Annotated in this window: 13 protein-coding genes and 2 pseudogenes; 2 read left to right on the top strand and 13 right to left on the bottom strand. The window is 29.6% G+C overall.

The window, feature by feature from the left end:
• Position 1: 1 nt before the first annotated feature.
• From yhbH to LLF98_RS13480, 4 genes are all read right to left on the bottom strand, one after another.
• Entirely contained in the window at positions 2 to 1,174 is a 1,173-nt protein-coding gene (yhbH, locus tag LLF98_RS13495) for a sporulation protein YhbH (protein ID WP_291704448.1), read from the bottom strand.
• A gap of 8 nt (positions 1,175 to 1,182) precedes the next feature.
• Positions 1,183 to 3,105, bottom strand: a complete 1,923-nt coding sequence (locus LLF98_RS13490) for a PrkA family serine protein kinase (protein WP_291704564.1) — start codon at positions 3,103 to 3,105, stop codon at positions 1,183 to 1,185.
• 236 nt (positions 3,106 to 3,341) lie between these two features.
• Positions 3,342 to 3,770 (bottom strand): UDP-N-acetylglucosamine pyrophosphorylase, encoded by a 429-nt coding sequence (locus LLF98_RS13485; protein ID WP_291704446.1) that lies wholly within the window; start codon positions 3,768 to 3,770, stop codon positions 3,342 to 3,344.
• Between the two features lie 139 nt (positions 3,771 to 3,909).
• Entirely contained in the window at positions 3,910 to 4,056 is a 147-nt protein-coding gene (locus LLF98_RS13480; protein ID WP_291704444.1) for a hypothetical protein, read from the bottom strand.
• Positions 4,057 to 4,118: 62 nt separating this feature from the next.
• Here LLF98_RS13480 and LLF98_RS13475 point away from each other — a divergent pair.
• A pseudogene (locus LLF98_RS13475) lies at positions 4,119 to 4,498 on the top strand (hypothetical protein); the annotation flags it as partial.
• Positions 4,494 to 4,703 (top strand): efflux RND transporter periplasmic adaptor subunit, encoded by a 210-nt coding sequence (locus tag LLF98_RS13470; RefSeq protein WP_291704442.1) that lies wholly within the window; start codon positions 4,494 to 4,496, stop codon positions 4,701 to 4,703. The pseudogene LLF98_RS13475 and the gene LLF98_RS13470, both read left to right, overlap by 5 nt.
• 92 nt (positions 4,704 to 4,795) lie before the next feature.
• Here the strand turns inward: LLF98_RS13470 and larB are convergent, their stop codons facing one another.
• From larB to LLF98_RS13425, 9 genes and pseudogenes are all read right to left on the bottom strand, one after another.
• Positions 4,796 to 5,542: a nickel pincer cofactor biosynthesis protein LarB gene (gene larB, locus LLF98_RS13465; protein ID WP_291704440.1), complete on the bottom strand. Its 747-nt coding sequence runs from the start codon at positions 5,540 to 5,542 to the stop codon at positions 4,796 to 4,798.
• 145 nt (positions 5,543 to 5,687) lie between these two features.
• Positions 5,688 to 6,509 carry an ATP-dependent sacrificial sulfur transferase LarE gene (gene larE, locus LLF98_RS13460; RefSeq protein WP_291704438.1) on the bottom strand — a complete coding sequence of 274 codons (822 nt, stop codon included), beginning with the start codon at positions 6,507 to 6,509 and terminating at the stop codon, positions 5,688 to 5,690.
• A gap of 33 nt (positions 6,510 to 6,542) precedes the next feature.
• Positions 6,543 to 7,919: a nickel pincer cofactor biosynthesis protein LarC gene (larC, locus tag LLF98_RS13455; RefSeq protein ID WP_291704435.1), complete on the bottom strand. Its 1,377-nt coding sequence runs from the start codon at positions 7,917 to 7,919 to the stop codon at positions 6,543 to 6,545.
• 88 nt (positions 7,920 to 8,007) lie between these two features.
• Positions 8,008 to 9,165, bottom strand: a complete 1,158-nt coding sequence (locus tag LLF98_RS13450; RefSeq protein ID WP_291704433.1) for an aldo/keto reductase — start codon at positions 9,163 to 9,165, stop codon at positions 8,008 to 8,010.
• A gap of 443 nt (positions 9,166 to 9,608) precedes the next feature.
• On the bottom strand, positions 9,609 to 10,388 hold the full coding sequence (gene fetB, locus LLF98_RS13445) for an iron export ABC transporter permease subunit FetB (RefSeq protein WP_291704431.1): 780 nt from the start codon (positions 10,386 to 10,388) through the stop codon (positions 9,609 to 9,611).
• A gap of 55 nt (positions 10,389 to 10,443) precedes the next feature.
• Positions 10,444 to 11,073 carry an ATP-binding cassette domain-containing protein gene (locus tag LLF98_RS13440; protein ID WP_291704429.1) on the bottom strand — a complete coding sequence of 210 codons (630 nt, stop codon included), beginning with the start codon at positions 11,071 to 11,073 and terminating at the stop codon, positions 10,444 to 10,446.
• A 257-nt stretch (positions 11,074 to 11,330) separates the two neighbouring features.
• Positions 11,331 to 11,476, bottom strand: a pseudogene (locus tag LLF98_RS13435) (energy-coupling factor ABC transporter permease); the annotation flags it as partial.
• 104 nt (positions 11,477 to 11,580) lie between these two features.
• A complete protein-coding gene (locus LLF98_RS13430) occupies positions 11,581 to 12,291 on the bottom strand; it encodes a FadR/GntR family transcriptional regulator (RefSeq protein WP_291704427.1) in 711 nt (236 codons plus the stop codon).
• A gap of 158 nt (positions 12,292 to 12,449) precedes the next feature.
• A partial coding sequence (locus LLF98_RS13425) for a transposase (RefSeq protein WP_291704425.1) occupies positions 12,450 to 13,085 on the bottom strand: 636 nt, incomplete at its 5' end.

Genomic DNA, 13,085 nt, shown 5'->3' with positions numbered 1-13,085 from the left:
CTTATTCCTCCTTTAACTCCTTCCTAAGCATAATCTTAAGTGCTTCCCATAAATCCTTTTTTTCTTTTATAATTACAGGCACAAATTTCTCATCTGTTATTTCTTTTTTGAACTTATGATACATTGTTGTAGTGAATGTTGATGGTAAAAGTTCTGCATATCCGAACATATTACTCACTTCACATATATTTTTAACTGCTGCAACTGCTCTTTCATTATCCTCCGACCAATTGTCCCCATCACTGGCATATACGCTATATATATTCCAAGCTGCTGGCGGATACTTTTCTTCAATTAATTTTAATGCTTCATTAATGCCACTTGATATATAAGTACCACCTGATTCAGATTTATGAAAAAATTCATATTCATCTACCCTTCTTGCAACAGTCGTATGGTATATAAACTCAAAAGCTATATTGTTATACTTTTTTTTCAAAAAAGTTGCTAAAACAAAAAAATATGATCTTGCTAAATACTTCTTTGTTATGTCCATTGAACCTGAAGCATCCATAATAAATAGCATAACTGCATTGCTATCTTTTTTAGGCTTCATCTTAACCCTATAGTATTTTAAATCTTCTTCTCTAAATGGAAATCTATCTAATTCCTGTTCATTTTCTAATTCCCGTAGTGCTCTTTTCTTCCCTTGTTTTCTTGCAATCTTAGACATAACTGTTTTCTTTTTTGCAAGTCTAGGTCTTATTCCATGTGTTTGATAGCCTCTTTTTTTGCTGCTAGTTTCAGTAACTATTTCAGAATACTTCTTTTGATCCAAATTAGGCAAATTTAAATCTTCTGATATATAATCCATTAACTCCTCAAGGGTGATTTCTGTTTCATAAACATCATCCCCCTCTTCAGTTCCTGCACCTTGATTCCCTTTGGCTAATTTCTTATTTCCATTTCCTAATTTTTCTCCTCTTTTTTCATTTCCAACCCCACTAGCTACACCCTTAGAATTTTTACCATAAACAAATTGATATTCTTTTATCCCTTTAATTGGTATCTTAAATTTCTTATTTTTGCTCTCTCCAACAATGCTTTCTTCTGATAATATATCTCCTAAATTTTCTTTTATTGATTTTTCTACAAGTTGCCTATGCCTTCTTCTATCTTCTATGGATCTGTCGTGATCAATTGGATTATTAGTGTAATCTCTAAATATTGCCATAATTTATTTTAATCTCTCCATAAATTATTAGCAGCATATTTTAAAATTACATCACAACAATGAAGACAATACCCATTCTCTTTCATTTCTTCCACCATAGAATCATATTTTTCAGCTTGTTCTTTATCTCTAACTTTTGACCTAGTTATAATTCTAGATAAATCTTTAACTGAAGCTGTTAGTTTCTTTTCTATAGCTTCTTTTAAAGGCTCATAAGAAGTATAATCTAATCCTCCACCGTTTCTAACTATATAAAACATATATGAAGTAACATCGGATCTAAAGCCTTTAGCAGATGCAGCATATACACCTATTTGTTCTTCTATACTTCTCATGAAGTCTTCATCTGGATTAAGTTCTTCTCCAGTTGAAACATCTTTTATTTTGCTCTTATTTACATAAGCTTCTGCATTATCTATATAATTATTAAACAAACTCTCTGCTTGTTCTCTAAATGAATGTATAAATGCCTTAGTAATTTCTTTCTCAAGGATTTTATTATATTCTTTTCTAATATTATCTTGAATAAATCCTAAATATCTTTTCTTTTCATCAGCTGCAATATCAAGTTCTTTAACTGATCTTATTATATTTTCCATTATGCTAAGTGGATTTATACAATTATACCCTGATTCTGAAAGAGCATTATCTATAGTTTTTATGATAAATCTTGTACTTATTCCCTTCATTCCTTCGTATTGTCCAGCTTCTTCTCTTAGCTCTCCAATATCAATTTTCTTTGTAGTTCCTTTTTCAACAATTTCTTCTCCATTATAAATTTTGAGCTTAGTCATAGCATCTGCTTTAGCTGAAGGTGTAAGTCTTGAAAGTATTGCAAACATTGCTGCTATTTCAATAGTATGCGGTGCTATATGAGCATTAAAATTGCTCCTTTTTAATATTTTTTGATATATTTTAACTTCTTCATCAAGCTCTAAGCAATATGGAACTTCAACTTTTACAATTCTATCTAATATAGCTTCATTTGTATGATCTGACTTAAACTTATTCCATTCTGCTTCATTTGAATGAGCAACTATAACTCCATCAAAATAAATCATAGACCCTTTACCTGGTGATGGTACAGATTTTTCTTGAGTTGCTGTAATTATTGTATGAAGATATTCAACATCATTTTTAAATACCTCAATAAATTCTACAAGGCCTCTATTTCCAACATTGAAAGCACCATTTAAAGAAAATATTCTTGGATCATCTTCTGAATATAAATCCATTTTTGATATATCAACTGAACCTGTTAAAATTGAAGTGTCTTGATTATTAGGATCAACAGGTGGCACTACACCTACACCTTTTCTTGATCTAATAGAAAATTCTGTTCTTTCAACTGGAAAATCTTCATAAATTCCTTTAAACTCATGAGTTAACCTATATTTACATACAGGACATAAATCACCTTCAATTTGTACTCCAAGCATTTCTTCAAATCTAGGTCTTAAACGTTTTGGAATAAGATGAAGTGGTTCCTCATGCATTGGGCATCCTTTTAATGCGTAAACAGGTTCACAATCCTCTAATGCAGATTTTAAACTTTCAACTATAGATGATTTACCAGCACCAACTGGACCAACAAGATATAAAACTTGTCTTGCTTCTTCCCCCTTCATAGCTGCTGATTTAAAATAACTAGCAAGCTTCATAATAACTTTATCAATTCCATAAAACTCATCCCTAAAAAAGCCATATTTTCTTATTAAGTCATTCCCATATATTTTTCTTATTCTAGGATTTTCCTCTGCTTTTAATTCTTCTACTCCTCTGCTATTAATCATCTCATGAATTCTTTTATGGGCAAGAATAACTACTTCTGGATTTTCCTTAACAATCTCTAGATAATCTAAAAAACTTCCTTCAAACCTTAGGGTGTTACCCTTTTCTCTATCTATTTCTATAAATTCCTTAAAGTTCATACTCATAAACATTCCTCCCTCCCTTATAACTAAAATATATTCAATTAAGTAAAGACATTATGACTACTTTTTTTAAATAGTTACTCTTTATTTTTTTTAATAGTTACTCTTTATTTTATTAAATATATTTTATTATAATGCTTTTCTTCAAATATCCCCATTAAATGTAAATAAAAAAAGAATACTTGAAGTTTTGTCTACCTCAAATATTCCTCTATTTTATATATTGGTTATATTTACCCTTTTATAATCTTTGCTACTTCATCAACTGATGCTTGTATAGTAAATATTATGTCTTCATCAATCCTAAGCTTACTTTCATTCTCGTTTATTTTTATTTTGTTTATAGTTAAGTTGTTGGAACGCAATTCCTTATATCTAGTGCTTGATATATCCACATTAAACATTTTATTTTTAGCTCCTGTAAGTTTAACAATAATCCCTTCTTGATTATCTTCTGTTTTAATCTTTATATCTATGATATTATCACTTTTCCCACCACAACCAATTTTTATATCACTTAGAGTTTTTAATATAATTGCTTCACCTGTAATTGTCATCCAACCACCACTCAATGTTGATTTAATCAATATATCTAATTTAAATTTTTCTTCTATTTTCTTTAAAGCTTCACCCAATTCACGTACAGTTAATTCTAATTTCATTTTAACATTCTCCTTCTGCATATATTTAATATAATACTTTATCATATAAGATTTTTATATTAATAAAAATCTTATATGATAAGAATAAAAAAAGATATATCAAATGATTAAAGAATCATTTGATATATCTTCTTTATTCTTATAGATGATCCTTTTCTTTATATGGAGGTGCACCTACTTTTTTGCCTTCAATAATGCCTAAATCTTCATTTCCCTTTGGATGTATCTTTCTAAGTTCTGCATTGGATTTAGGTCTATCTTTTAATCTATTTTTATTGTTATCCATTTGTATCACCTCATATATTAGGATTTACATTTCAACTTATTTTATACTGTTTAATATTTATTGATTTATTTGAAAAAATTGAAGCTTTTTCTAATGCTGAATTTGATAAATTTGCTACATCTTCTCTTATAACAAGAACAACAAATGATGTTACACAAATTCAAACTCTGATTTTTATGTTCATACGAATACTAATCTTTTTATAAATAGGCTTACGTCTGGAATGATGCCTGCTATGATGCTTATAATGAATTTAGTTACGGTTCTAATTGTGTGGGTTGGTGCAAATCAAGTTTCAGCTTTTAAGATGGATGTTGGAGAAATGATGGCATATATGCAATATGTTATTCAAATAATATTTGCCTTTCTAATGATGACAATGATGTTTATTATGATTCCAAGAGCTTCTGTTTCTGCTAATCGTATTGCAGATGTTCTTGAAACAGAACCTTCTTGGAGAAGATAATACTTCATATGTATATATTATTGATGGTGATAAATTAACTAAACACACAGTAACAGTTGGAGATCCTAAAAATCAATATTTAGAAATCAAAAATGGGTTATCTGAAGATGACCAAGTTGTAGTTCAAGGTAGTTCTAATATGAAAAATAATGGAAGATTTAATATTGTGAAGAGTAACTAAAATATATAACAAGCCAACTTGTAATTTAAATAAATTACAAGTTGGCTTGTTATTTTCTTTCATCTGCCTAAATTACAGTCCCATTTCCATTTTTATAACTTATTAATGATACTAGCATTATATGCTGCACCAAATCCATTATCTATATTTACTACGCTAACACCACTGGCACAGGTATTTAACATAGCTAATAAAGCTGCAACGCCTCCAAAACTTGCTCCATAGCCAATACTAGTTGGAACTGCTATTACAGGCTTATCTACAAGTCCTCCTATAACACTAGCTAAAGCTCCTTCCATTCCTGCAATTACTATAACTACTTTAGCTCCTCTAACAACATCTAATCTTGAAAAAAGTCTATGTATACCTGCAACACCTACATCTGTTATTCGTTCAACTCTATTTCCTAATATCTTAGCAGTTTCAACAGCTTCTTCTACCACCGGTAAATCAGAAGTCCCAGCTGAAACAACTGCAATATAACTATCCGTAAGAGGTTGTTCTTTTTTCTTAATTGTTATCGTTCTTCCAAGTTTATTATATTCTGCATCTTTGCATATTTCCTTTACTACATTATACATTTCTTCTGTAGCTCTAGTTCCTAATATATTGTTATCTTTTGTAAGCATAAACTTAACAATATCTCTAACTTGTTCTACTGTTTTTCCAGCACAATATATTACTTCAGGATAGCCTACTCTTAATTCTCTATGATTGTCTATCATTGCAAAACCTAAATCTTTAAAAGGCAAATCTTCTAATTTTTCAAGAGCTTCTTCTATATTTATTTTATTATCTTTTACTGATTCTAGTAGAATTTTAAGTTCTTCTTTATTCACTATTTTTTTACCTCCTGATATTCATTACTATAAGGTAAATATACATCTTCATTTGATGCAAAATTTATATAGTTTGACTTATTATTTTTTCCATATGCTTAAATTTAATTCTTAAATATCACATATTGCTAATTAATATATTTACTTAACTTTCTTCTGTCACGTTTTTTGTTATAGTCTCATTGAAACTTCCTACTCTATATCCTTGTAAATCTAATGTTACATATTTAAATCCACATTCTTTTATCTTACTTGCTATTGTATCTAAAAGCTCTTCATCAAACAATTTACTTCTATCATTTCTATCGACTTCCACTCTTGCTAAATCTCCATGACACCTTACTCTAATAGCTCTGAATCCTATACTCATCATAAACTTTTCAGCATTTTCAATCTTTTCAAAATCATCTACTTTCAATTCATTTCCATAAGGTATCCTTGTTAAAAGGCAAGCGTACGAAGGCTTATTCCAAGTATTTAGATTTAATTCCTTAGAAAATTCTCTTATTTCTGCTTTAGTTAATTTACATTCTAGGAGTGGACTTTTTACTTCTAACTCCTTTAGTGCTCTGAGACCTGGTCTATAATCACTTATATCATCAAAATTTGTTCCATCAATTACACAGTTATATCCTTGTTCTTTAGCTATAGCTGTTATCATACTAAATACTGCAGTTTTACAAAGATAACATCTATTTTCTGGATTATATTTAATAGAATCAATAATTGGAGCCTCTATAATTTCATGTTTAACACCTAATTCTTTAACTAAATCCTTAGCTTCTGCTATTTCCCATTTAGGAATGTATGGAGACATGATCGTTACTGCCTTTACATTATCTCCAAGGGCTTCTTTAGCTGCTTTGAGTAAAAAGGTACTATCTACTCCTCCTGAAAATGCTAAAACTACCTTTTCTAAGCTTTTAAGATAATTTATTAATTTATCATATTTTTCGCTATTTATCATACATTTCTCCTCCCTCTCATATTTAACTGTCATTTAATACTGGCTATCTTCTATATCTGAAACTTCTTTATAAACTTTTCCCAGAGTTATATTTTTTTCTTTTGCTATACTTCTACATTCCTCATATTCTGGCTTATATTTAATTAACTTTCCTTTGTAATAAGATTTTTTAATTGTAATATCGCCATATTGAGTTTTTACCTTTGAAAACTCTCTATTAAGCATTATTTTTTCAACTTTATATTTCCTTACACCTATTGAAGTAGTTTCTTCAAAAATTACGTCTAGAACACTTTTTTCACATTGCTCATTAACTAGTACGCTTAATTTTACTCCCAGTCTTCCTTTTTTCATAAATATAGCTGTCTTAAATACATCTAAAGCACCTTTTTCAAAAAGCTTTTCTTCAACATACCCATAAAATTCTGGATTCATATCATCTATATTAGTGTCCAAAATGTACTGTTCTTCTATTTTTTCAAAAGTTTCTTCTTCGCCTAAATAAACCCTCAAAACATTGGGTATTTCTAAATCTCTATGTCCTATTCCATATGCTACTTTCTTTATAGAAAAATCTATTTTAGGAGTAAATTCTTGAACATTAGCTGCTAAAATAGCTGCTCCTGTAGGTGTAGTTGTCTCAAAAGGTACTATCCCAGTGTTAATTGGTATATTCTTTAATATTTCTACCGTTGCTGGTGCAGGAACTGGCATAAGACCATGGGCACACTTAACAAAACCTCCTCCTACTTGAACAGGAGATGCAATAATCTTATCTACCTCTAAATAATCTATGCAAATAGCTGCTCCCACCATATCTATAATAGAATCAATAGCACCTACCTCATGAAAATGTACCTCATATAATGTTTTTCCGTGAACCTTTGCTTCAGCTTCTGCCACCTTCATAAACATATCCATGCTTAATTTTTTAACTTTAACCTTTAAAGCACTTGAGTTTATTATATTCTCAATATCCTTTAAATTTCTATGATGGTGCTCATGATTGTTTGTATGAGTATGATTTCCATCTTGTGGATGATTATGCTCATGATCATGATGTTTTTCATTAATATGTTCATGAGTATGGCACTCTTCATTAGTACTGTCATGAATATGATGATTACTATTTTCATGAACATGTTCATCTTTGTGTTGATGATGATTATCTAATACTTTCTCAACAACATCACCCTCATTTATAGTTTGATTTTTTAATATAACATCTACCCTAGTTCCGGTTATTCCATGTTTTTCAGCCTTGTTAATTTTTATTTCATATTCAGAATCTAAATTAAGTTTTGAAATTTCTTCTATTAAATATTCCTTTGGAACTCCTAAGTCTAATAATGCTGCTAAATTCATATCTCCACTTATACCACAAAAACAATCGTAATATAATACTTTCATCTACTAATCACTCCACTCTATATTTTTATATCCTCACAATGGATACATTGTCTGCGAATTGTATTTATTAGACGTTATGCCAATCGATTTAAGCAAATAATGCTGTAACATTTTTTAATTCTTCACGAATTTTAATTGCCTGCGGACAATGACCTTCACATTTACCACACTCTACACATTTATCTGCCCTTTCTTGAACTCCTACAGAGTTGTATCTTTCCTTAAGTTCTTTTTCTGTCGCTGGAGTTATAAATAAACTATACTCATTGTAGTAAGCAAAATTTTTAGGAATATTTACTCCTACTGGACAAGGCATACAATATTCACAAGCTGTACAATTAACCTTTATTCTTTCTTTAAATACTTTTTTAACATTATCCATTATTTCTAATTCTTTTTCTGTTAATGAATTAGGTGCAGCAATACTTGCAGTGTTTATATTTTCTGTAACATTGTCCATTATGTTCATACCACTTAATACTACAGATACCTCTGGATGATTCCATACCCATCTTAATGCCCATTCAGCTGGAGATCTTTTAATCTCAGCTTTATCAAAAATATCCATAACAGCTTCTGGAAGATTTTTAACTATTTTCCCGCCTCTAAGAGGTTCCATAATAACAACACCTAAGCCTTTATCTGCAGCATATTGTAATCCTTCTGTTCCTGCTTGAAAATTCTCATCTAAATAATTATATTGAATTTGGCAAAAAGACCAATCATAATAATCTACTATTTCTTTAAATACTTCTAACTTGTCATGAAAAGAAAATCCTGCATATTTTATTCTTCCATCTTTTATTGCTGAATCTAAGAATTCATCTATTCCTAATTTCTTTAGATTTGCCCAAGTACCTGCACCTAAAGCATGCACTAAATAAAAATCTATATGATCTGTTTGAAGACGTTCTAATTGTTCATTTAAATATTTATCCATATCTTCTCTAGTTTTAATTAACCAACTAGGAAGCTTTGTAGCTAGCTTAACCTTTTCTCTATATCCATTTTTTAAGACTCTACCTACAAATGGTTCACTTTCTCCTCCATTTCTCATTCCAGTTCCGTGATAAGGATATGCAGTATCTACATAATTAACTCCTTCATCAATAGCATGACGAATCATTTTAATAGCCTTTTCTTCATGAATCTTAGTATTATCTCCATTAATAATAGGTAATCTCATACATCCAAAACCTAAAATCGAAACCTTTTCATTTGTCTTCCCAAGTGTTCTATATAGCAAAATAATTCCTCCTTAGAATATAAACATATATCAAATAATTTAATATATGTTTATATTACATCTTAGAGTAGACTCTAAGTCAATACTTTTTAAAAAACTTTTCATTTTAATTTACAGACTCAATTCCTTACAATATACTCTAATATATAAAATACGGAAATACTGGTTATTAGAAGGGGATATAGCAGACTAAAGATACTTTTTAGTTTTTTCAATATGCCTTAAATAATACCATACATGTAAATAAAATAGAGTTATGTTATACTTATCTTCAATATCAGCTGATGGAATTTCACTAAGTAATATTACAACCCCAACTCTTGCAAGAATTAAACAACCTATAAGATATATTGCAAATTCGAGTGGAGTTTCATACTCTGCCTGAGTTTATTTGAAATAGTATGTTGATATTTAATTTAAATTATTATTTTCTTAAATACTTTTTATTTTAATCTATTATCCTTTGTAAAAAATGTTCTATATCCGAGAGTTACGAGCAAAACAGTAGCTAAGGCTGTACTACCTAAAATAGCAAGCATAATTCCAATTTGATATTTAATTGCAGTTAGTGGAAATGTTCCAGAAAGAATTTGTCCAGTCATCATACCAGGGAGTGATACAATTCCCATAGTTAACATGTTATTCATAGTTGGCAAAATAGCACTATCAAAAGCATTGTTAACAATTTCCCTAGTTGCAGCTACAGGACTTGCTCCTAACATTAATGAATTCTCAATCTCAACCTTTTTGTCCTCCATATCACTACATAATTTATTTGCTCCTAAAGCAATTCCTGTCATGCTATTACCAACAATCATTCCAGAAATAGGAATAAAGTATTGTGGATTAAACCATGGTCTTACTTGTAAAACTACAATAATGAAAAATACAGCAGTAGCAAGAGCCCCACATATCATAGAAAAAGCAATTATTTTTTTTAGTTCCTTTGACATTTTGGTCTTTACTCTCTTAATAGAATTATAAATTGCATAAGTAATCATAATTGTAATCATCAAAGAAGTAAGCCACCAACTCGAATTTTTAAAAACAAACATTAACACATAGCCCATTAAAGTAAGCTGTATAGTCATTCTTGTAGATGCTATCAATATTTGCTTTTCTCGCTTAATACCTCTTGATTTAAAAATAACTAAAAGCAATAAAACAAAAATATATGCAATGGATAATTGTAAAACCGAAAGATTCATTACTGTATCATTCATAAATATGCCTCCATAACTCTTTTATATTCAAATATTTAATCTCCTTTATGTTTGGCTAATATGCTTCTATAACCTTACCATTTTCAATTCTTATAATTGAATTTGAAAATTTTTCTGCAATTTGTTCAGAATGAGTAACCATGATTAATTTCTTATTTTTTTCTAAAACAAACCTTGATAGATTTTCTATGATAAATTTTTCTGTTACTTTATCTAATGCTGCAGAAGGCTCATCTAAAAGATATGTTTCTGCATCCATAAGCATAACTCTAGCAAGGCATAAGCGTTGCTTTTCGCCGCCTGAAAGATTGCCACAACCATCGCTTAAACACTTATCTAATTCTACTCTTGTAAGACTTTCTTTCATTGCTGAAATAGATGCCTGTAGCCTTTTTGAAAAATATAATCCTATTTGCAAATTATCTTCCACTGATCCACTGTAAATTACTGGAGTTTGCCCCAACATAACCACTTGACGACGTAACTTTAAAGTGTCCATTTTTGAAATATCATTACCATTATAGATGATTGTTCCATTATCGGGAATATTTAACTTATTAAACATACGTAATAATGTTGTTTTTCCACTACCAGAAGACCCAACAATACATGTTATTGGGTTATTAATACATAAAAATGGAATATCTAAAATATTCTTGAATTTTAAATTACTTACTTCAAACATGAATTCACTCCCTTTCTTTACTATTGACTTATTATTTTATATTTGGTTCTTTATACGTTACCCCTTTTGTATCAACAGTAATTGATTTTTTAAAATTATTGTTATGTAAATTTTAACATCATCACAAAAGAAACATTGATTGTTTATTACATTTTATAAAAGTCTTGTTTTTTCTATGAATTCTTCTATGAAATTGATACTGACAACGGATACAGACTGTATAACGGTTGCCCAGCTGCATTTTTAAATAGCAAAGGAAAGGCAGCTCCTATACCAAGGAGCGGCATTTTAACCTTTGATATTTCGTTTTTCACCTTTTTACTGATATCGTCTACATTGGAACCATAGTTACTCCCATAACTGCACAGGTTGATGGACTCAAACAATTATCTGGAATATGCATGCTTTTAACACTCCTTCAAGAAAAAATTAAACCCACAGAGTACTGTTTCTTACGATGTCCTCCTAATTTTTTATTCATATTTCATAAGTAAAGCTTTTATCTTTTCATTCATTTATTTTTGTTTTTTTACTAATATAACTATTTGTATATTCCAGATGTTTAAGCATAGCTATAGATGCGCCAACAGGATCGTGATTTTCTAAAGCCTGAACTATATCTTCATGTTGGTTTCTAACTATATTTTTATTCTCCTCATTTTGAAACATATTCATTACTACATCTTCAATATATGTTTCTACCAAAGTTGATACTGAAAGCATTATATTAGAAACCAGGTAATTTCTTGATGACTGTACAATTCTATAATGTATTTTTTTATCTATTTCTGCACATTTTTCTTGATTCTCTGTACTATTTAATAAATTAACTAATTCCTTTATCTCTTGAAGCTGCTCATCATTTATGTTTTTTGCTGCTAAAGCTGCTGTTCCAGGTTCAATAAATTTCCTTAAATCTATAATTTCATCCGTTTTGCTTCCATTAAGCATAAACGTCATCGAAAGTGGTTCCAACAAACTATCTTGAAAATTGTCCTTTATAAAATTTCCTTCGCCTATTCTGCATTGAATGATTCCTAATACTTCTAAAACTCTTAAAGCTTCTCTTACCGATGTTCTACTTACATTAAGCTGTCCACACAAATTTCTTTCCGAGGGTAATTTATCCCCACATCTCAATTGGCCTTTTCCTATTAAATCTTTAATCCTTTCTATTACCTGTTCATATACTCTTGTATTTTTTATTGTATTTAACATTCAAGCCGTTGCCAAAAATCTATAAAAATCTATAGTTTTGTTTAATTCCCTGTTCCACGTGTCCTATTTTGCCTAAGCTACTTTAGTTTGATATAACACTCCAAGGGCTTAAATTCCGATACAACGCACCGTACATATTAGTAGTATCGTTTAAGTGATTAAACTACTAATTCATATCTACTTAGATTTATACTTGCATTATAATCTCTATCTATAACACAACCACATTCCTCACAGATATATGTCCTTTCTGATAATGAAAGCTTTGGTTTTATATGGCCACACTCGCTACATGTCTTTGATGATGGATACCATTTATCAGCTTCAACAAACTCAATTTCATTAAATTCACATTTATATTGAAGTTGTCTTTTGAATTCATATAATCTTTGCTGTGCTATAGCTTTTGATAAATGCTTATTTTTCATCATTCCTTTAATATTAAGTGTTTCCATAACAACTCTTGATGGCTTGGTTTTCACTATCATATTCGTTGCTTGGTGACTATGATTACTTCTTATATTTGCTAATTTTCTATGAAGTAATCTAATTTGCTTTTCGATTTTTATAATATTACTTGTTTTGACAAACTTACCCCCTTCTTTATTTTTTAGGTATTTGCAAGATACCCTACGTTGTAATCTACGTAGCCCTTTTTCAAGTTTCTTAACTTTCTTAGTTTTATTAATATTTTTAAAAGTCATTCCATTGGAGCATATGGCTAAATCTTTTACTCCAACATCTATACCAATTGATTCAGTAGTTAATTCCACTACTGGTTGCTCTTTTTCTAT

The sequence above is a fragment of the Clostridium sp. genome (genome assembly GCF_021372645.1).
GTDB lineage: Bacteria > Bacillota > Clostridia > Clostridiales > Clostridiaceae > Clostridium.
The sequence above is the reverse complement of the archived record's forward strand: the minus strand, read 5'-3'. Positions and strand labels throughout refer to the sequence as shown.